This is a genomic window from Pseudophaeobacter profundi (genome assembly GCF_029697505.1).
Taxonomy (GTDB): Bacteria; Pseudomonadota; Alphaproteobacteria; order Rhodobacterales; family Rhodobacteraceae; genus Pseudophaeobacter; species Pseudophaeobacter profundi.
The window spans coordinates 340,588-359,850 of sequence record NZ_JARJEF010000003.1; the positions used below are offsets into that span (position 1 = coordinate 340,588).

Sequence of the window (19,263 nt, forward strand, 5' to 3'; positions counted from 1 at the left end):
CCAATGACAGATTCGTTTGACTACTTCATTGTTTTTGCCGAAATGCGGACGGGGTCCAATTTTCTGGAAACCAACCTCAATGCGATCTCGGGTGTTACCTGCCATGGTGAGGCCTTCAACCCGCACTTCATTGGTTATCCCAACCGTGATGATCTTCTGGGGATGACCCAGGAGATGCGCGAACAGGATCCGGGCGGGCTGCTTGCGCGTATCAAGGGATCTGCGGCGGCTGGCGGGCTTGCCGGGTTTCGCTATTTCCATGACCATGATCCGCGCATTCTGGATCTGGCGCTAGAGGATCCGCGCTGCGCCAAGATCATCCTGACCAGAAACCCGTTGGAGAGCTATGTTTCCTGGAAGATCGCGCAGGCCACCGGGCAGTGGAAACTGACCAATGTAAAGCGCCGCAAAGAGGCGCAGGCCCGCTTTGACAGTGCCGAGTTTTCCCAACATGTGGCCGATTTGCAGGCGTTTCAGGTTACCCTGTTGAACAGGTTGCAAAAAAGCGGCCAAAGCGCCTTTTACCTTGCCTATGAAGACCTGCAGAGCCTGGAGGTAATGAATGGCCTTGCGCAGTGGCTGGGGGTGTCCGGGCGGCTAGCGGCGCTGGACGCGAGCCTGAAGCCGCAAAATCCGGCACCGCTAAGGTCCAAGGTCGAGAACCCCGCCGAGATGGCGGCAGCCCTGGCGGAAATGGATCACTTCAACCTGGGCCGCAGCCCCAATTTTGAACCCCGCCGCGGGCCTGCAGTCCCCAGTTATGTCGCTGGCGCGGTGACGCCGTTGCTCTACCTGCCGATCAGGGGCGGACCCGAGGCCGAGGTAACCGCCTGGATGGCCCAGTTGGATCAGGGGGCTGGGGAAGAGCTGCAAAGCCGGATGAATCAAAAGCAGTTGCGCCATTGGAAGCGCCATCATCCGGGGTTTCGCAGCTTTACGGTGTTGCGCCATCCGGCTGCGCGGGTGCATGCCGTCTTTTGCCGCCGTGTACTTGCCAAGGGTGGCGAGAGCTATGGCAATATCCGCGAGACGCTGCGGCGCCAGTTCAAACTCCCGATCCCCAAAGACGGCCCCGATGCCAGCTATAGCCTTGCCGATCACCGGGCGGCCTTTTCGCAGTTTCTGACCTTTTTGCAGGCCAATCTAGCCGGGCAGACCTCGATCCGAGTGGATGCGGACTGGGCCAGCCAGTCGCAGGCCCTGTCGGGGCTGGCTGAGGTGGGGGCACCGGATCTGATTCTGCGCGAAGACGAACTGGGCGAGGCGCTGCCTGCTCTAGCGCAGCGGTTGGGCTGTGATAGCCCAGGACAACTGCAGCAGGCGGCGGCGGATCAGCCCTATCCCTTGGCTGCGATCTGGGATGCGGCGCTGGAAAAGCAGGTTTCATCGCTCTATCAGCGCGATTACATGATGTTTGGCTTTGCCCCCTGGGCAGCAGGGCCCGAGGGCTAGAACCTGTCGCGTTCTTGCGTATTCAGGCGGCCTGGACGGGCTGATTCTCTGTCAGGATGGCGAACAGCGTCGCCGGGTCGTGGTTGGCACGCAGTTTGGTGCAAAAGCTCTGTTCGCGCAGGGTGCGTGACACCAGAGCCAGCGCCTTCAGGTGTTCCACCCCGGCATCTTCCGGCGCAAAAAGCGAAAAGGCGATATCCACCGGCTGGCGATCAACCGAGTCAAAATCCAGCGGTTTTTCCAGAATCACAAAGACGCCGCGTACCTCGTTCAGACCATCAAGGCGGGCATGGGGCAGGGCAACGCCGTGCCCCACGCCGGTAGGACCAAGGCTCTCGCGATCAAGCAGAGCCTCAACAGTGGACTGGGCATCAAGGCCATAACAGATATGTGCGACTTCAGAAATTTCCTGAAACAGGCGCTTTTTGCTGGATGCGGCCCCAATTACCCGGACGGCGCCGGGTTTCAGAATACTAGAAATCTGCATAGGTCACCTGCTCTGTTCAGATGCTGTGGCCCAGCCCTATGTCTGGCCTATACCTGTTGCGGGTCGATCCAACCAATGTTGCCATCTTCCCGGCGGTATACCACGTTCACACCGTTTTTGCTCTCATTGCGGAACACCAATACCGGCGCACCTGCAAGCTCCATTTGCATCACGGCTTCACCAACAGAGAGGGACTGAATCCTGGTCTCCATTTCGGCAACAATGATCGGCTGCAGTGTGTCGGGTTCGGCACTGGAATCCGCGTCGTCAGAGGCGAGGATATAGGAGTTTGCGCCGAGAATTTCAACCGGTTCGCTGCGATCACGATGGTGATCTTTCAACCGGCGTTTGTAGCGGCGCAGCTGCTTTTCCATTTTTTCACAGCAGGCTTCAAAAGCGGCATAGATTTCAGTGGCATGCGCCTTGGCCTGCGCAGTTAGCCCAGTGGAAAGATGCACGGTGGCTTCGCAGACAAATTCATGCGCGGACTTGGAAAATACAATATTTGCGTCAGTTGGACGCTCAGCATATTTCGAGACGACGGCCCCTAGCTCGGCTTGAACATGGGTCTGCAATGCTTCGCCAATGTCGATCTGTTTACCGGTGATTTTGTAATGCATGTGATCTCCTTCACAAATTGCCACCCAAAACACCATCCGGGCCGGGCCCGAAGGGGTGTCGTCAGTTTTGGGTCAGGGGATTTGGCAGGGAAGTGCGGGACAGGCCTTCAGGTCTTGTTGCCAAGACCACGTTTAGGTCTGCCTGAGAGTGCACGTTTGCCATGTTTCAATTCGATGACAAACCAGCATCAGAGTCAATGGCATTCCGCTAATTTGATCCCGCCAGTTGTGTCTGATTGGCGGAAACCCGCTATTGCTGAGTGCAGCAAAAAAGGTCTCTCTTTTCCGGCGCTTGTCTGATTTCCGCCCCGGATCCTACGGCCTAAGAGATGCGGAAATTGTCGCCCAGATAGACCCGGCGGACGTTTTCATTTTCAACCACCTCGGCAGGGCTGCCGGACATTAGCACCTGACCGTCATGCAGGATATAGGCGCGATCTACGATCTCAAGAGTTTCGCGTACGTTGTGGTCGGTGATCAAGACCCCGATCCCGCGCTTCTTGAGATCGGCTACCAGATGGCGGATATCGCCTACCGAAATCGGATCGACCCCGGCAAAGGGTTCATCCAGCAGCAGGTATTTTGGATCGGCGGCCAGGCAGCGGGCAATTTCCACCCGGCGACGTTCCCCCCCCGAAAGCGCCAGCGCCGGAGCCCGGCGCAGATGCTCGATCGAAAAATCAGACAGCAGCTCTTCTAGACGTTCGCGGCGTTTGTGGTCGTGTTTGACGGCAATATCCAGCACCGCCATGATATTGTCCTCGACCGAGAGGCCGCGAAAAATCGACATTTCCTGCGGCAGATAGCCAATCCCCAGTCGTGCACGACGATACATCGGCAGGCTGGTGACGTTCTGACCATCAATCGTCACGGTGCCAGCCTCGGGAAAGACCAGCCCGGCGATGGCGTAAAAACTGGTGGTTTTGCCTGATCCATTTGGCCCCAGCAGCGCCACGACCTCGCCGCGATTCAGCGAGATTGACACATCTCGGATCACCACTTTTTTGCGATAGCTTTTGCGGAGCTTTTCGATACGCAGGCCAGAGGAGCCTTCGGTCAGGTGCAGATCAGGGGTGCGGGGCATCAGTTACTGTCGTCCGTTTCGGAGCTGGGGTTCAAAATGGTTTTGACGCGCCCGGCCATGCTAGCGGTGCCGGTGGTCAGGTTGACCACCATCCGCTGCGAGGTAAGCGAGCCTGTCCCCTGGTTCAACAGAACATTGCCCGTCATCACGATGGTGCCCTGGTCGATGCTATATTCCGCTTTCTGGGCCTCAGCCGCATCCGGGCCGCTGACCAGCAGCACATCGCCCGTGGCTTCCAGTCGTTCGATGCCGCGCTTGCCGGTGTCGTCGGTTTTGTAGATCACCAGAACCCGAGCAGCCGAAAGCCGCATAACGCCCTGTATGATCAGTACATTGCCAGTAAATTCCGCCGATCCATCCACCTGGTTGACCGCCAGCTTATCCGAAGTGACTTCAACCGGCTGCGTCGGATCTGCCTTGGCCGAGCCAAAGGCGACAGAGGCGGTTTGCGCCGACACCGGCAGCGAAAGAAACAGGCTGGTCATCAGGGCAATCAATAAGCGGCACAAATGGGTCAAGGATCTATCTTTCCAATTTTTAAGGAGCGTATACCAGCTTGACGCCTTTGGTGAAGAGAAGATGCACGGGACCACCAACAGTTTCTGAGGTGATTTCCATATGGCCGGCCGTCAGATCGCCAAGCGCGCTGGTGGCCCGAATGGCGCCGGGGCTTTCAGCCTGCACACGGCTGAGCTGTGTCTTGAGCGCCTCTGTGGTGACAACCATGCCATCGGCGGTGGTCAGTTCGACATTGCCGATAAAGCGGGCCAGATCCTGATCCGGATGCACGGTGCCGCGATCGGAACTCAGCGTCAGCCGACCTCCGGCCACCATGCGGATCTCGGCCTCAAGGCCGCTGGCGATCACCGGTTCGTCCGCCTTGGCGCGTGCCACGGTTGCGGTGACCTGGATTTCATCGCCCTGCGCGGTAGATCCGGAAAAGAACGGTGCCGTTACCTGCTGGCCGCGCAGGCGTTCCTCAATTTCGCGGTCGGCAAAGGGAATGACCGCTTCGGTTTCGACGCCGCGCGAGATCATGAACAGCGTCGACAACAGTGCCAGCGCTGCCAGGGGCAGCAGCACTTTGAGATAGCTTACGGTGCGCGAATACGGATCCATGATCGGGTTTCCCTGTGCCTACCCAAGGCCTGCGCGCAGGCAGTCGTGGATATGCAAAAGCCCCTCGGCGCGCTGGCCATTGCTGGGATCAATGGCAAATAGACAGGTGATCTTGTGCAGGTTCATGATGGCCACGGCTTCTTCGGCCAGGGCGTCGGGGGCGATGGTGGTTGGCTGCTTGGTCATGACCTCGACGGCCTGTTTTTGCAGCAGCCCATCCATGTGACGGCGCAGGTCGCCATCGGTGATGATGCCCAAAATCTGACCCGTGTCATCGGTGACGCCGACAACGCCAAATCCCTTTTGGCTGATCTCGATCAGGGCTTCGGACATCGGGGTATCCTGGCGCACCAATGGCAGGGCATCGCCGCCATGCATCAGATCGCGTACTTTGCTGAGCTGGGCACCCAACTTGCCGCCGGGATGAAAGTCGCGGAAATTTTCGGGCCTGAAATCGCGGTGTTTCATGATGGCAATGGCCAGCGCATCGCCCATGGCCAGGGTCAGCGTGGTGGAATTGGACGGCACGATACCATAGCCGCAGGCCTCGCCCATGGCGGGGATTTGCAGCTGCACATCCGCCTGGGTCATCAGGGTGCTTTCGGGTTTGCTGGACAGGCCAATCAGCGGAATGTTGAAACGGCGGGTAAAGGCCAGAAGATTGGCCAGTTCCGGCGCTTCGCCAGAGTTGGAAATCGCCAGCACCACATCGCCCTTGGACAGCATGCCCAGATCGCCATGGCTGGCCTCGGCGGGGTGGACGAAATAGGCCGGCGTGCCCGTGCTGGCCAGGGTGGCGGCGATCTTATGGCCGATATGACCGGATTTGCCGATGCCGCTGATGATCACCCGGCCAGTTGCCGCCAGTATCAGCTCGGCCGCTGCAACAAAGCGGTGGTCAAAGCTCTCGGCCAGAGCGTCGAGCGCGCGGGCTTCGTCGGTGGCAACCTGACGGGCCGTGGCGAGGAATTTGTCTGATGAGGTCATGAGTGTGCAAAAATATCCGTTTCGGGCCATCCAGCGAGATCCAGTTTGGCACGCATTGGCAGAAAATCAAAACAAGCCTGGGCCATTTCCATGCGGTCTTCGCGCGTCAGCCGCTTGTTCAGCGCCTCGCGCAGGCGATGCAGGTACAAAACATCCGATGCAGCATAGTCCAGTTGCGCATCAGTCAGGGTCTTGGCGCCCCAGTCGCTCATCTGTTGCTGCTTGGAGATGTCTACTCCGATCAGCTCTTGCGTCAGGTTCTTGAGCCCGTGGCGATCCGTATAGGTGCGCACCAGTCGGCTGGCGATCTTGGTGCAATAGACCGGTGCCGTCAGCGCGCCAAAGGCGTGGTACATGGCGGCAATATCAAAGCGGCCAAAGTGAAACAGCTTCAGCGTATTAGGGTCTTGCAGCATGGCGCAGAGATTGGGTGCCTCGGTCTGGCCCTTGGCCACCTGCACGATATGGGCATTGCCATCACCATCCGACAGCTGAATGACGCAGAGCCGGTCGCGGTGCGGGTTCAGCCCCATGGTCTCGCAGTCGATCGCCACCACCGGGCCAAGTTTCAGATCATCAGGCAAATCGTTTTGGTAAAGATGGTTGGTCACGAAGGAAATCCTTTGCCGGTAAGGGCTGCGCTGGACCTGGGCTGGGGTCCTGGTGTGGGTCTGAAGGGTGCGACAGGCATCCTGCGTGTCTGCACGCCTGCTTGAAATAGGTGGTATGGCGCGCGAACTCAACTGTTGGACCGCGCTGGCGGTGATTAAACTGATCATATGACAGTGTGAAAGGGGCGGCTGCTGCATGCCCACGGCCCAGGCAATTGCCGGTCAGGCTGAAACGGAAACAACCGGATTCGCAGGGGCGCGGTGGCCGTAAATGATGCTGCAGCGCAGAGAAAGCAGCCCTTCCGTGGCCCAAAGCGGTGAAAATTCGTCCCAAAACCAGCGTCCAGCAAAAAATTCGACCTGAAAATAAATTTTATGCTTGAAACAAATTGAAATATGCATCTGCATATATATCAATCAACAACACCAACAGGGATGACTTCACTATGAACCAGACGGACACGCTTGCCGCGCTTGCCAGCGGACTTTTGGATGGGGAAATCAGGGTTGTCGATTGTTCGGCACCGCTGGGGCCTGATACACCGCTGTTGAAACTGCCACCCGAGCTTGCCGATGATACGCCCAAGATCGAAATCCACCAGATTTCGCGATACGGTGATCGCGGGCCATTCTGGGCCTGGAACTGGCTCAAGCTTGGTGAACATTCGGGAACGCATTACGACGCGCCCCACCATTGGGTCACCGGCAAGGATTACCCGGATGGGTCGGTCGACACGATTGATCCGCAAAAATTCATGGCCCCTGCAAATGTCATCGACTGTTCGGCGCAGGCCGCCGAAGACAATGATTTCCTGCTGACAAAGCAGGGCGTGCAGGACTGGGAAGCCGAGCATGGCGAGATCAAGGCTGGCGAATGGGTGCTGATGCGCACCGATTGGGATCAGTACAATCACGACGAGGACAGGTTTCTCAATACCGACGAAACCGGCCCGCATACGCCTGGTCCGTCGGCAGACTGCATAGAATACCTGATGGCGAAGAAGGCGCTGGGTTGGGGCACACAGTGCATCGGGACCGACGCTGGGCTGGCGGCAGGTTTTGATCTGCCCTTCCCGGCCCACAACCTGCTGCACAAGGCAAACCGCTATGGCCTGGCATCGCTGACGAATCTCAAAGAGCTACCGGCCAAGGGGGCGGTGCTGGTTGCCGCGCCGCTCAAGATCGTCAAGGGAACCGGTTCGCCCGTTCGGGTTCTGGCGCTGGTTCCGGGGGCCTGAAGACATGTCGCCTGCCGTTTACACTGACCTCGCCATCATCGGCCCCGTTGCGCCACGCAAAGGGCACAGGGCCGCAGGGCTGGGCGCATGACCGCCGGGCCCGATCAGTTGGAAGGCTTCACCCCCTATGTGATGAACCGCATCATGGCGCGCTACAACAAGGGCGTTGAAGAGGCGTTGAAAGATGTGGGCATCACGGTGGCGCAGATGCGCGCGCTGGCCGTCCTGACCGAAAATGGCCCCTGCACCATCAACACCCTGTCGGTGTTGACGGTGATTAAACAACCGACGCTATCGCGCACACTGGACACAATGGAAGCGGCCGGACTGATCCGTCGCGAAGCCGACGCCAAGGACAGCCGCATCCGCCACATCCAACTGACCGAAACCGGCAAGCGGGTTCACGAAACAGCCTGGCCGGCCATGCTTCGGATGCAGGACGTCATGTTTTCGGTGCTCTCTGCTGACGACAGAAAGATGATGAACGATCTGCTGTTGCGCGTTTTCTACAGCATCCGGCAGCACGATTTTTGAAAGGCCCCAACGGCCTAGTCCCAACCAGGGGCAAATTAATGCCATCCGCAGCGCGCGCATGGCCAAGTTTTCCGGCATGGAGGCCTGACGACATAGCGTCGCCCCGCTTCAGATGTCGGTCGGTACGACCCAAGGAGACCACCCATGGCTGAACGTTCCTTTGCCAAGGAAGTCCAAAAACTGAAACAGGGAGATGGAGATACCTTCTCTGGCGAAGGGATCCTCGCCATCACCAAGGCGCTGCTGGAAAATGGCGTCGGCTATGTCGGGGGCTATCAGGGCTCGCCGATTTCTCACCTGATGGATGTTCTGGCAGATGCTCAGGATATCCTGGGGGAACTGGGCGTGCGTTTTGAAGCCTCTGCAAGCGAGGCCACGGCTACGGCGATGCTGGCGGCATCGGTGCATTATCCCATTCGCGGCGCGGTCACCTACAAATCGGTCGTCGGGACCAATGTCGCCTCTGATGCGCTGTCCAATCTGGCCTCGGGCGGTGTAACCGGCGGTGCCCTCATCATCGTCGGCGAAGACTACGGCGAAGGCTCTTCGATCATGCAGGAGCGCACCTACGCCTTTGCCATGAAAAGCCAGGTCTGGATGCTTGACCCGCGCCCCAACCTGCCCTCGATCGTCGCCGCAGTTGGGGATGGTTTTGAGCTGTCGGAGGCCAGCAACACGCCGGTGATGCTGCAGATGGGCATCCGTTCGTGCCATGTGCACGGCTCTTTCGCCGCCTCCGACAATCGCCGCCCCGACATGACGGTGAGCCAGGCGCTGGAAAGCCCCCGCCGGGATCTTGAGCGGATCGTCCTGCCCCCCGCCACCTATCTTCATGAGGCGGAGAAGCTGACCAAGCGCAAACCCGCGGCTGAACGCTTCATTCTGGAACGCGGCCTGAACGAGCGGTTCGGGCAGCCATCTGGAAAGGTTGGTCTGATCATTCAGGGCGGGACCTACAACACGGTAATCCGCGCGCTGAACCGTCTTGGCCTTGCCGATCTGTATGGCGATACCGATCTGGATATTCTCTGCCTTAACTGTGTCTACCCGCTGGTCGACAGCCAGATCCTTGACTTCTGCGAAGGCAAGGACGCGGTGCTGATTGTCGAGGAAGGCCATCCCAACTACATCGAACAGCAGATCGGGCATATGCTCTACAAGGCCGGCAAGCGTGTCACGCTTGAGGGCAAGGGCATGCTGCCGATGGGCGGTGAATACACCGGGCAGGTGATGCTGCAGGGTCTTGGGGCCTTTCTCACGGCCCATGCGCCAGAACTGATGCCTGTGGCCGCCGTGGCCAAGAATGAAGAACCTGTCGTGATTCCGGATCTTTCAGAGGTTCTGCCGGCCCGCCCGCCGGGGTTCTGCACCGGCTGCCCGGAGCGGCCGATCTTTGCCGCCACCAAACTGGTCGAGCAGGAGCTGGGAGAGCACCACATTTCATCAGATATCGGCTGCCATCTGTTTTCGATCATGCCGCCCTTCGACCTTGGCGCGACGACCATGGGATATGGTCTCGGCCCGGCCTCGGCTTCGGCGTTTCACAATGAAGACCCGCATGGGCGGCGCTCCATCTCCTTTGTCGGGGATGGCGGGTTCTGGCACAATGGTCTGACGTCGTCTGTGGGCAACGCGGTCTTCAACAAGTCCGACAACGTGATCGTGATCGTCGACAATTTTTATGCTGCGGCGACCGGCGGACAGGACATTCTGTCCTCTCGTGCAGACAACAAGACCAAGCAGACCCAGAACTCCATTGTCGAGGCCTGCCAGGGCATGGGCGTCAAATGGATCCGCCAGATCGACAGAACCTATGACGTCACCAAGGTCCGCGACACGCTGAAAGAGGCGCTGACAACACAGGTTGCAGGCCCAAAGGTCATCGTTGCCTCCTCTGAATGCATGCTGAACAGGCAGCGTCGGGAGAAACCGCTGCTGGCCAAGGCCACCAAGGAAGGCAAGCGTACCGTGCGGCCACGCTTTGGCGTGGATGAGGACATCTGCACCGGTGATCACGCCTGCATGCGGCTTTCGGGCTGCCCGTCCCTGTCGGTCAAGGATACCGGCGATCCGCTGCGCGATGATCCGGTCGCGGCGATCGACCAGACCTGTGTCGGATGCGGCAATTGCGGCGAAGTCGCCGATGCAGCCGTGCTCTGCCCGAGTTTCTACCAGGCCGAAATCGTATCCAACCCGACCCCGCGCGAAGGCCGCAAGGCGCGCAGGACCCAGAAGATCATTGATTGGCTGCAACACAGGCGTGACGCGAAACGCGTGGTCTTTGCCTGAAGGAATTGACGAGATGAACATTCAAGACACCTCGATTGCCGCCCGCCGTTCGCCCAGTTCGGATGGTGAAAAGATCATCACGCTGGCCGCGCTTGCCGTGGGCGGCCAGGGCGGTGGCGTCCTGACGAACTGGATCACCGCCGTGGCAGAGGCCAACGGTTATCGTGCGCAGTCCACCTCGGTTGCGGGGGTGGCGCAGCGGACGGGGGCCACGATCTATTACGTTGAAATGTGTCGCGACACCGGCCGTATGCCGGTCTTTGCGCTATCGCCCGCTGAAGGTGACGTAGATATCCTGATCGCATCCGAACTGATGGAAGGCGGTCGCGCCATCATGCGTGGTTTTGTGACGCCGGGGCGCACCACCCTGATCGCTTCGACCCATCGCATTCCTGCGGTTGCGGAAAAAACGGTTCCCGGAGACGGGCGTGCCGATGGTCACAAGGTGATCGAAGCCATGGGCATCGCCGCCGATCATACCGTGGCCTTCGACATGGAGGCGCTTGCAAAATCCGCCGGGTCGATGATCTCTTCCTCTCTGCTGGGTGGGCTCGCCGGGTCTGGCGCGCTGCCCTTTCCCAAGCAAAGCTATGAAGACGTGATCCGGGCTTCTGGTCGCGGTGTCGAGGCCTCGCTGCGGGCCTTTAACGATGCCTTTGATTGTGCCACCGGCAAACGGCAACCACCGCAGCCGGAAGTCGTGACAAAGCAGATTGAAACGCTGCATGTGCCAGCCCGCCATCAGGCGCAGTGGGGGCAGTTGCAAGCGCGTCTTGCTGCCTTGCCCGCGCCGGTACAGGACATGGCTGCGCTGGGCCTGACAAAGGTGGTGGACTATCAGGATCTCGCCTATGGGACGCAGTATCTGGACATGGTCGAAAGCCTGGCCACGATGGATAGCGCACCGTTTGCAATGACGGTTGCGGCTGCCAAGTACTGCGCGCGGGCGCTGTGCTATGACGACATTCTGCGGGTCGCCGACATCAAGACCCGCGCCAGCCGCATGAGCCGTGTGCGCGACGAGGTTGTTGTTGGTGACGATCAGGTGCTGATGGTGACCGAGTATTTCCATCCGCGGTTTGAAGAATTCACCACCACATTGCCCAGGTGGCTGGGCAAACGCCTGCAAAAATCGCAACGTCTCGATGCCTTCTACACCCGGCACCTGGACAAGGGGCGCCGGATCAGAACCGACCGGTTGCGCGGGTTCCTGATGCTCTGGGCTGTCTCGGCCCTGCGCCCTTGGCGCCGGGCATTGCTGCGGCATGACACGGAGATGGCGCATGTCGACGGATGGTTTGCCACGGTGACAGATGTGGCGCGCAAGGATCGTGCGCTGGCTGCCGAACTGCTGGCCAACTATCGACTGATCAAGGGCTATTCCGACACCCATGTGCGCGGGCATTCAAAATTCGCCCGAATCATGCAGGCACTGCCCATTCTGCAGGGGCGCCCCGATGCGGCCGACTGGATGCGACGCCTGCGTACTGCCGCTTTGGCGGATGAGTCCGGTGCGCAACTGGACGGAGCGCTGGCCACGGTTCGCAGTTTCGCCGGAGAGACCGCATGACGGGCACCATTTGTATCACGACTGACGGGCCTTTCCGCGACGGCGTCTGGATCGGCCAGCCTGGCCGGCCCAAGACCTGAAAATAGATTCGGTCCGGCCGTTAGGTTGGGCCAGATTGCCAGACTGAAACAACACCTCGGCAGTACCTCTGCGCGGGCTGGATGCCTGCATGCACGAGATCATGGAGACCTGGAGATTTGGATATCTATCCTATTGCAAATACGAGGAAATTTTTTGCTTCATGTATAAAACTTCATGCTTGAAGATTACCAGTCCTGCCTCTAGGCTTTCACAATGGAAACGGATCAACAAGAGGCAGAAAACCGCCCCCATCCGCCCCAGAACACACACCCAGGGAGACCGATATATGACCATCAGATCATTCGCCACAGCCGCAATTTTTGGCGCTTCAGCCCTCACCGCCGTCTCGGTTCAGGCTGAGGAAGTCACGTTAAAGGCCGTCACGGCCTTTGCCACTGGCACAACGTTTTCCCGTGACTTCGAAGCCTTCGTTGGCTGGGTCAATGAAAACGGAGAGGGCCTGGTTCAGATTGATCTTCTGGGTGGTCCCGAGGCCGTTCCGCCGTTTGAACTGGGCAACGCAGTTCAGGCTGGCATCGTGGATATCGCAAATAACACTACGGCCTATTATCCAAACCTGCTGCCAACCGGTGACGCGCTGCATCTGGCGCAGAACACCATTCAGGAGCAACGCGCCAATGGTTGTTATGAGCTGATCGATGGTATTCACCAGCAACAGATGAACGTGAAATACCTCGCCCGCGTGGGTGATAACATGAACTACCATCTGTATCTGGCAAAACCACTGGAGGGCCCGGACCTGACCGGTCTGACTATTCGCACCACGCCAGTCTATCGCGCCATGTTCGAAAAGCTGGGGGCAACGCTTGTGCGGACCGCTCCGGGCGAGGTTTATACCGCGCTCGAACGTGGGGCGATTGATGGCTATGGCTGGCCCAGCCAGGGGGTTCTGGATCTGGGCTGGCATGAGCAGACCGCCTATCGGGTCGACCCCGGCTTCTACCAGGTGGATGTGAATTTCCTGGTCAACATGGACAGCTGGAACGACCTGAGCGCAGATCAGCAGGCGCTGCTGCAAAAGGGTGCCGCCTGGATCGAGGCGCAGAACGCCGAGAATATCGCGCGCAATCAGGCCGAAGCCCAGGCCCAGGCCGAGGCGGGGATCGAAACCATTTCCTTTGCGGGTGCTGATAAGGATTTGTGGGCCACAACCGCGCAATCCGAAGGCTGGGGCGAAGTGATGGAAATCGACGCCGACCTTGGCGCGAAACTGCAATCCTGTCTGACAAAGTAAGGTGGCTGGGGCGGCCTGGTGCCGCTCCACCGTTGTTCCCATGTTGAACTTCAATCGTTATTTCGGCGCGCTGACCACTGGCCTTGCCGTGTTTGCCGCCGCCATCCTTGCGGCGATCACGCTGGTGATTCCGCTCAATGTCTTTTTGCGCAACCTTGGTCTGCCCGTCATCTACGGGGCGCTTGATGTGATCGAATACGGTCTGATGGTGGTTGCCTTTCTTGGCGCGCCCTGGGTGTTACATCTGGATGCCCATGTGCAGGTGGATCTGGTGACCCGTGGATTGCCACCGCGCGGCGCACGTGTTGCCGCCGTGCTGACCTGCCTGTTGGGTGCCGTCACCTGTGCGGTGCTGGGATGGGCCGGGTTGCAAGCCTTGATCCAGTCCTATGCGCGCGGATCGATGGTGCGCACTGCCTTCACCTTTCCCGAATGGTGGGCGCTGACCGTCCTGCCACTGTCGATGCTTCTGTGCATGATCGAGTTCCTGCGCAAGATTTTCCGCCCCTCGCCGCAATCCGCGCCGCTGACTGGCCTCTGAAAGGAATTTCCATGGATTGGATTCTCACGCTCACGCTGATGCTGGGCGGTCTGGCGATGCTTTTGCTGATCGGCCTTCCGGTCGCCTTTGCCTTTATCACCGTCACCATGATCGGCGCTTTCGAGATTCTGGGCGGGGATCGCGGCCTGCTGCAATTGGCGCGAAATGCCACCCAATCGGTGGCCAATTTCCAAATGGCACCGATACCCCTGTTCATATTGATGGGGGAAATTCTGTTTCAGACAGGTATTGCCCATCGGGCCATTGACGCGATCGAACGCGTGGTGACGCGGGTGCCCGGCCGTCTGTCGGTGGTCACCGTCTTTGGCGGCACGATCTTTGCCGCCCTGTCCGGCTCCACCATTGCCAATACCGCTATGCTGGGCTCCACACTGATGCCGGGCATGTTGCAGCGCGGATATCACCCGACCATGGCCATGGGGCCGATCATGGCCTCGGGCGCGATCGCAATGCTGATCCCGCCGTCGGCGCTGGCGGTTCTGGTCGGCAGCCTTGCGGGCATCTCCATCTCGGGCCTGCTGATCGCGGGCGTGATCCCTGCACTGATGCTGGCGGGTGCCTTTGTCGTCTACATCATCGGGCGCAGCATTCTGGACCCCAGCGTCGCCCCGCCTGATGATCTGCCTGAGATGACATTGGCAGAGCGCTGGCGCCCCTTCATGATCTATGTCGCGCCGTTGTCGGTGCTGTTTGCGGTGGTGATCGGAAGCCTGCTGATGGGGTTTTCCACACCGACCGAATCCGCCGCTCTTGGCTGTCTTGCCGCGCTTGTTATCGGGGCCGCCTACCGAGCGCTGTCGCTGACCAAGATTGCCAAGGCACTGATGGAGACGGTCAAGCTGTCGGTGATGATCCTGTTCATCATGGCGGCCAGCCAGACCTTTGCCCAGGTCTTGTCTTTCAGCGGCGCAACCAATGGGTTGATTGCAGCAATCAATGCGGTGGACCCGACCCCAACAATGGTTCTGGTGGGGATGATCCTGATCCTGTTGTTCTTGGGATGCTTTGTGGATCAGGTGTCGATGCTGATGGTCACCGTGCCGGTGTTTGTACCGCTGGCGGCGCATCTGGGCATAAACGAGCTGGTTCTGGGCGTGGTCTATCTGTTGACCATGGAAATCGGACTGCTGACTCCGCCTTTTGGCCTGTTGTTGTTTGTCATGCGGGGGGTCGCGCCAGAGGGCATCGGGATGAAGCATATCTATGCGGCCGTGACGCCATTTCTGGTGATCAAGCTGGCCGTGCTGGCGTTGATTGTCTGGCAACCCGGCATCGGGACCTGGTTGCCCGGCCTTATCGAAAACTGAGGCGGGCAGGGGCGCTATCGCAAAACCTGCCAGGGGCTGGGGACGGGGCTGTCCCTGGCCCCGCCCGCGTCTGGGCCATAGGTGTCATTCAAAAGTGGCGGCCCCTTCCCCCCTATGGTGCTGGTTTACGGGCAGGCAGATGCAGGGAGTTTGCATCGACGCTGCACCTGGTGAACATGTGTAAAGCTCATAATCTTCCGTCATATTATGAATTTTTATCTAGTGGAGCGATGCGCCATAAGTGCGGAATGCCAGTACAGAACAAAACCGACACATTTCACCAGCTTGCGGCCTTAACCCGCGAGAGAATCCTAATTCTTGACGGGGCCATGGGTACCCAAATCCAGACACTTGGCCTGAGCGAGGAAGACTACGCCGGCCACGGGTCTGGCCATGCCTGCCGCCACCATTCGGATCATCCGCAAAAGGGCAACAACGATCTGTTGATCCTGACCCAGCCCAAGGCGGTCGAGGAGATCCATTTCGACTTTGCCATGGCAGGTGCCGATATTGTCGAGACCAACACCTTTTCTGCCACGACGATCGCGCAGGCTGATTACGGGATGGAGGACGCGGTGCATGATCTGAACGCCGAAGGCGCGCGCATCGCCCGCCGCGCGATGGACCGCGCCACGGCGATCGACGGCAAGCCGCGGTTTGTTGCCGGGGCAGTTGGGCCGACGAACCGTACCGCTTCGCTTAGCCCTGATGTGAACGATCCCGGCTATCGCGCTGTGACCTTTGATGACCTGCGCATTGCCTATGGCCAGCAGGTGAACGGGCTGATCGCTGGCGGCGCTGACCTTATTCTGATCGAGACGATCTTTGACACGCTGAACGCCAAGGCTGCGATTTTTGCATGTTATGAGGCGTTTGAAAAACATGGCGCACAATTGCCTCTGATGATTTCGGGCACGATCACCGATGCCTCGGGGCGCACGCTGTCTGGGCAGACTCCGACGGCCTTTTGGCATTCGGTGGCCCATGCGCGCCCCTTTAGCGTGGGGTTGAACTGCGCCCTTGGGGCCGCCGCGATGCGTCCGCATCTGGCCGAGCTTGCGGGCGTCGCCGACACGCTGATCTGCGCCTACCCCAATGCCGGCCTGCCCAATGCCTTTGGCCAATACGACGAAGGCCCCGACGATACCGCGCGCCAAGTGGCGCAGTTTGCGGCCGAAGCGCTGGTGAACGTGGTTGGCGGCTGCTGCGGCACCACGCCCGACCATATCGCGGCCATTGCCGAGGCGGTGGCGCCTTTTGCGCCGCGCCGCTTGCCAAGCGAGGTCGCAGCATGAGCCGGTATTTGCGCCTTTCCGGGCTGGAACCATTTGTTCTGACGCCCGATATCCCCTTCGTCAACGTGGGCGAGCGCACCAATGTCACCGGCTCCGCCCGTTTTCGCAAGCTGATCACCAACCATGACTATGCCGCCGCATTGGACGTGGCACGCGATCAGGTGGAAAACGGCGCGCAGATCATCGACATCAACATGGATGAGGGGCTGATCGACAGCAAGCAGGCGATGGTGGACTTTCTGAACCTCGTCGCGTCCGAGCCCGATATCGCCCGCGTGCCGGTGATGATCGACAGCTCTAAATGGGAGGTGATCGAGGCGGGGCTGCAATGCGTACAGGGCAAATCCATCGTCAATTCTATCTCCATGAAAGAGGGCGAAGACCAGTTCCGCCATCAGGCGCAGCTCTGCCTTGCCTATGGCGCGGCAGTTGTGGTCATGGCCTTTGACGAAGAGGGGCAGGCCGATACCTGTGCCCGCAAGACCGAGATTTGCGCGCGTGCCTATCGTATCCTCGTGGATGAGGTCGGCTTTCCGCCCGAAGACATTATCTTTGATCCCAACGTATTCGCGGTGGCGACGGGGATTGAAGAGCATGACAACTACGGCGTCGATTTCATCGAGGCGACCCGCTGGATCCGGGCAAACCTTCCGCATGCCCATGTTTCGGGTGGGGTGTCGAACCTGTCATTCAGTTTTCGCGGGAACGAACCGGTGCGGGAAGCGATGCATGCCGTGTTTCTCTATCACGCCATTCAGGCGGGGATGGATATGGGCATCGTCAACGCCGGGCAATTGGCGGTCTATGACCAGATCGATCCGGAACTGCGCGAGGCCTGCGAGGATGTGGTTTTGAACCGCCGTCCAAAAGCCGGGGGCAGCGCAACCGAGCGGATGCTGGACATTGCCGAGCGGTTTCGCGGCGGCCTGCGCGAGGAAAAGACCCGCGATCTGGCTTGGCGTGACTGGAGCGTGGAAAAGCGCATGGAGCATGCGCTGGTCAACGGCATCACTGAATTCATCGAGGCCGATACCGAAGAGGCGCGCCAATCCGCCGAACGCCCACTTCACGTGATCGAAGGCCCGCTAATGGCGGGGATGAATGTGGTGGGCGATCTTTTTGGCGCCGGCAAGATGTTCCTGCCGCAGGTGGTGAAATCGGCGCGTGTGATGAAACAGGCGGTGGCGATCCTGTTGCCCTACATGGAAGAAGAAAAGCGCCTGTCAGGCGGCGAAGGGCGCGAAAGTGCCGGCAAGATTCTGATGGCAACCGTAAAGGGCGATGTGCATGACATCGGCAAGAATATCGTCGGCGTGGTTCTGGCCTGCAACAATTACGAGATCATCGATCTGGGCGTGATGGTACCGCCGCAGAAAATTCTTGAAACTGCACGTGCGGAAAACGTTGATGTGATCGGCCTGTCGGGTCTGATCACCCCCAGCCTTGATGAAATGACCCATCTGGCCGCTGAGATGGAGCGCGAGGGCTTCGATATCCCGCTGCTGATTGGTGGCGCGACCACCTCCAAGGTGCATACCGCCGTCAAGATTGCGCCGCGCTACACAGGCAGCCAGGCGATCTATGTACTGGATGCCAGCCGCGCGGTGGGGGTGGTCAGCCAATTGCTGAGCGATGATCGCAAATCGGCCTATGTCAATGGGATCAAAGCTGAATATATCGAAGTGACCGAGCGCCACGAACGCGCCGAGCGCGCCAAGAAACGGGTGCCGCTGCCCGAGGCGCGGGCCAATGCGATGACAATTGACTGGCAGGGCTACAGTGTTGCCCGCCCCGAATGTCTGGGCACGCGGGTGATCGATGATTGGGATCTGGCGGAAATCGCCGAGTATATCGACTGGACGCCATTCTTTCGCACATGGGAGCTGAAGGGTGTTTACCCCAAGATACTGCAGGACGACAAACAGGGCGCAGCCGCCCGTGCGTTGTTCGCGGATGCGCAGGCGATGCTGAAACGGATCATTGACGAACGCTGGTTTGGCCCGCGCGCTGTTGTCGGTTTCTGGCCCGCAAATGCTGAAGGCGATGACATCCACCTGTTCAAGGATGGCGGTCGGCAGGTGCCGCTTGCCACGCTACACACCTTGCGCCAGCAACATGCCAAGCGGCCGGGGCGGCCCAACGTGGCGCTGGCCGATTTTGTCGCGCCCAAGGGCGTTGACGATTATATCGGTGGCTTTGTTGTTACCGCCGGACCAGAGGAAAAGGCGATTGCCGAGCGGTTCGACAAGGCAAATGACAACTACTCCTCGATCCTGGTCAAGGCGCTGGCCGACCGCTACGCCGAGGCAATGGCCGAGATGTTGCACCAGCGTGTGCGCCGCGAGCTCTGGCCTTATGCCCCCGATGAAACCTTTGCCCCTGCTGACCTGGTGGGCGAACCCTATCGCGGCATTCGCCCTGCCCCCGGCTATCCGGCCCAGCCCGACCATACCGAAAAGCGGACGCTTTTCAGCCTGCTGGACGCCGAAGCCGCCACCGGGGTGGAGCTGACCGAAAGCATGGCGATGTGGCCCGGATCATCGGTGTCTGGCCTCTATATCGCCCACCCCGACAGCTATTACTTTGGCGTCGCCAAGGTTGAGCGGGATCAGGTGCAGGATTATGCGACCCGCAAAGGTATGACGCTGGAAGAGGCCGAACGCTGGTTGGCCCCGGTGCTGAACTACACCCCAACCGGCATTTCGGTGGTCGCAGCGGAATAGGGGGGCAGTGCCGGGTTGCACATTTTACAGCCGTAGCACGGCGGGCAAA

General features: G+C 59.6%; 17 protein-coding genes. 10 read left to right on the forward strand and 7 right to left on the reverse strand.

Features of this window, described 5'->3' with window-relative positions; genetic code table 11:
* Nucleotides 1-3 precede the first annotated feature (3 nt).
* Nucleotides 4-1,452 carry a sulfotransferase family 2 domain-containing protein gene (locus P2081_RS07565; protein WP_278922258.1) on the forward strand — a complete coding sequence of 483 codons (1,449 nt, stop codon included), beginning with the start codon at nucleotides 4-6 and terminating at the stop codon, nucleotides 1,450-1,452.
* Nucleotides 1,453-1,474: 22 nt separating this feature from the next.
* Here P2081_RS07565 and P2081_RS07570 read toward each other — a convergent pair whose 3' ends face one another.
* From P2081_RS07570 to P2081_RS07600, 7 genes are all read right to left on the reverse strand, one after another.
* Nucleotides 1,475-1,939, reverse strand: coding sequence for a PTS sugar transporter subunit IIA (locus tag P2081_RS07570; protein ID WP_278922259.1), 465 nt, complete (start codon nucleotides 1,937-1,939; stop codon nucleotides 1,475-1,477).
* A 47-nt stretch (nucleotides 1,940-1,986) separates the two neighbouring features.
* Nucleotides 1,987-2,559, reverse strand: a complete 573-nt coding sequence (hpf, locus tag P2081_RS07575; protein WP_278922260.1) for a ribosome hibernation-promoting factor, HPF/YfiA family — start codon at nucleotides 2,557-2,559, stop codon at nucleotides 1,987-1,989.
* A 322-nt stretch (nucleotides 2,560-2,881) separates the two neighbouring features.
* Nucleotides 2,882-3,643: an LPS export ABC transporter ATP-binding protein gene (gene lptB, locus P2081_RS07580; protein ID WP_278922261.1), complete on the reverse strand. Its 762-nt coding sequence runs from the start codon at nucleotides 3,641-3,643 to the stop codon at nucleotides 2,882-2,884.
* Nucleotides 3,643-4,128, reverse strand: coding sequence for an LptA/OstA family protein (locus P2081_RS07585; RefSeq protein WP_278922262.1), 486 nt, complete (start codon nucleotides 4,126-4,128; stop codon nucleotides 3,643-3,645). Before P2081_RS07585 ends, lptB begins: the two co-directional genes overlap by 1 nt.
* Before the next feature lie 52 nt (nucleotides 4,129-4,180).
* Nucleotides 4,181-4,762, reverse strand: coding sequence for an LPS export ABC transporter periplasmic protein LptC (gene lptC / locus P2081_RS07590; RefSeq protein ID WP_278922263.1), 582 nt, complete (start codon nucleotides 4,760-4,762; stop codon nucleotides 4,181-4,183).
* 18 nt (nucleotides 4,763-4,780) lie between these two features.
* On the reverse strand, nucleotides 4,781-5,749 hold the full coding sequence (locus P2081_RS07595) for a KpsF/GutQ family sugar-phosphate isomerase (RefSeq protein WP_278922264.1): 969 nt from the start codon (nucleotides 5,747-5,749) through the stop codon (nucleotides 4,781-4,783).
* Nucleotides 5,746-6,360, reverse strand: coding sequence for a ribonuclease D (locus P2081_RS07600; RefSeq protein WP_278922265.1), 615 nt, complete (start codon nucleotides 6,358-6,360; stop codon nucleotides 5,746-5,748). Before P2081_RS07600 ends, P2081_RS07595 begins: the two co-directional genes overlap by 4 nt.
* 446 nt (nucleotides 6,361-6,806) lie before the next feature.
* Here P2081_RS07600 and P2081_RS07605 point away from each other — a divergent pair, with 446 nt between their 5' ends.
* The 9 genes from P2081_RS07605 to metH all read left to right on the forward strand — a co-directional run bounded on the left by P2081_RS07605 (nucleotide 6,807) and on the right by metH (nucleotide 19,214).
* The gene (locus tag P2081_RS07605) at nucleotides 6,807-7,598 is read left to right on the forward strand and encodes a cyclase family protein (protein WP_278922266.1); all 792 of its coding nucleotides are present in this window, start codon (nucleotides 6,807-6,809) and stop codon (nucleotides 7,596-7,598) included.
* 87 nt (nucleotides 7,599-7,685) lie between these two features.
* On the forward strand, nucleotides 7,686-8,132 hold the full coding sequence (locus P2081_RS07610; protein WP_278922267.1) for a MarR family winged helix-turn-helix transcriptional regulator: 447 nt from the start codon (nucleotides 7,686-7,688) through the stop codon (nucleotides 8,130-8,132).
* A gap of 144 nt (nucleotides 8,133-8,276) precedes the next feature.
* On the forward strand, nucleotides 8,277-10,421 hold the full coding sequence (locus tag P2081_RS07615) for an indolepyruvate ferredoxin oxidoreductase subunit alpha (protein WP_278922268.1): 2,145 nt from the start codon (nucleotides 8,277-8,279) through the stop codon (nucleotides 10,419-10,421).
* Nucleotides 10,422-10,434: 13 nt separating this feature from the next.
* Nucleotides 10,435-11,991: an indolepyruvate oxidoreductase subunit beta family protein gene (locus P2081_RS07620; protein WP_278922269.1), complete on the forward strand. Its 1,557-nt coding sequence runs from the start codon at nucleotides 10,435-10,437 to the stop codon at nucleotides 11,989-11,991.
* Nucleotides 11,992-12,358: 367 nt separating this feature from the next.
* Nucleotides 12,359-13,327 carry a TRAP transporter substrate-binding protein DctP gene (gene dctP / locus P2081_RS07625; protein ID WP_278922270.1) on the forward strand — a complete coding sequence of 323 codons (969 nt, stop codon included), beginning with the start codon at nucleotides 12,359-12,361 and terminating at the stop codon, nucleotides 13,325-13,327.
* A gap of 40 nt (nucleotides 13,328-13,367) precedes the next feature.
* Nucleotides 13,368-13,868, forward strand: a complete 501-nt coding sequence (locus P2081_RS07630) for a TRAP transporter small permease (protein WP_278922271.1) — start codon at nucleotides 13,368-13,370, stop codon at nucleotides 13,866-13,868.
* A gap of 11 nt (nucleotides 13,869-13,879) precedes the next feature.
* A complete protein-coding gene (locus tag P2081_RS07635; RefSeq protein ID WP_278922272.1) occupies nucleotides 13,880-15,196 on the forward strand; it encodes a TRAP transporter large permease in 1,317 nt (438 codons plus the stop codon).
* Between the two features lie 248 nt (nucleotides 15,197-15,444).
* Complete coding sequence (locus tag P2081_RS07640; RefSeq protein WP_278922273.1) at nucleotides 15,445-16,491, forward strand: homocysteine S-methyltransferase family protein; 1,047 nt, start codon at nucleotides 15,445-15,447, stop codon at nucleotides 16,489-16,491.
* Nucleotides 16,488-19,214: a methionine synthase gene (gene metH / locus P2081_RS07645; protein ID WP_278922274.1), complete on the forward strand. Its 2,727-nt coding sequence runs from the start codon at nucleotides 16,488-16,490 to the stop codon at nucleotides 19,212-19,214. The genes P2081_RS07640 and metH overlap by 4 nt, the downstream gene beginning before the upstream one ends.
* Nucleotides 19,215-19,263: the final 49 nt, after the last annotated feature.

Excerpts from the sequence above, each read along its gene's own strand:
- P2081_RS07630 (WP_278922271.1), top strand. The coding sequence starts at position 13,368 with ATGTTGAACTTCAATCGTTATTTCGGCGCGCTGACCACTGGCCTTGCC.
- P2081_RS07615 (WP_278922268.1), top strand. The coding sequence starts at position 8,277 with ATGGCTGAACGTTCCTTTGCCAAGGAAGTCCAAAAACTGAAACAGGGA.
- hpf (WP_278922260.1), bottom strand. The coding sequence starts at position 2,559 with ATGCATTACAAAATCACCGGTAAACAGATCGACATTGGCGAAGCATTG.
- P2081_RS07595 (WP_278922264.1), bottom strand. The coding sequence starts at position 5,749 with ATGACCTCATCAGACAAATTCCTCGCCACGGCCCGTCAGGTTGCCACC.
- dctP (WP_278922270.1), top strand. The coding sequence starts at position 12,359 with ATGACCATCAGATCATTCGCCACAGCCGCAATTTTTGGCGCTTCAGCC.
- P2081_RS07620 (WP_278922269.1), top strand. The coding sequence starts at position 10,435 with ATGAACATTCAAGACACCTCGATTGCCGCCCGCCGTTCGCCCAGTTCG.
- P2081_RS07640 (WP_278922273.1), top strand. The coding sequence starts at position 15,445 with ATGCCAGTACAGAACAAAACCGACACATTTCACCAGCTTGCGGCCTTA.
- lptB (WP_278922261.1), bottom strand. The coding sequence starts at position 3,643 with ATGCCCCGCACCCCTGATCTGCACCTGACCGAAGGCTCCTCTGGCCTG.
- P2081_RS07610 (WP_278922267.1), top strand. The coding sequence starts at position 7,686 with ATGACCGCCGGGCCCGATCAGTTGGAAGGCTTCACCCCCTATGTGATG.
- P2081_RS07635 (WP_278922272.1), top strand. The coding sequence starts at position 13,880 with ATGGATTGGATTCTCACGCTCACGCTGATGCTGGGCGGTCTGGCGATG.
- P2081_RS07585 (WP_278922262.1), bottom strand. The coding sequence starts at position 4,128 with ATGACCAGCCTGTTTCTTTCGCTGCCGGTGTCGGCGCAAACCGCCTCT.
- P2081_RS07570 (WP_278922259.1), bottom strand. The coding sequence starts at position 1,939 with ATGCAGATTTCTAGTATTCTGAAACCCGGCGCCGTCCGGGTAATTGGG.
- lptC (WP_278922263.1), bottom strand. The coding sequence starts at position 4,762 with ATGGATCCGTATTCGCGCACCGTAAGCTATCTCAAAGTGCTGCTGCCC.
- metH (WP_278922274.1), top strand. The coding sequence starts at position 16,488 with ATGAGCCGGTATTTGCGCCTTTCCGGGCTGGAACCATTTGTTCTGACG.
- P2081_RS07605 (WP_278922266.1), top strand. The coding sequence starts at position 6,807 with ATGAACCAGACGGACACGCTTGCCGCGCTTGCCAGCGGACTTTTGGAT.
- P2081_RS07565 (WP_278922258.1), top strand. The coding sequence starts at position 4 with ATGACAGATTCGTTTGACTACTTCATTGTTTTTGCCGAAATGCGGACG.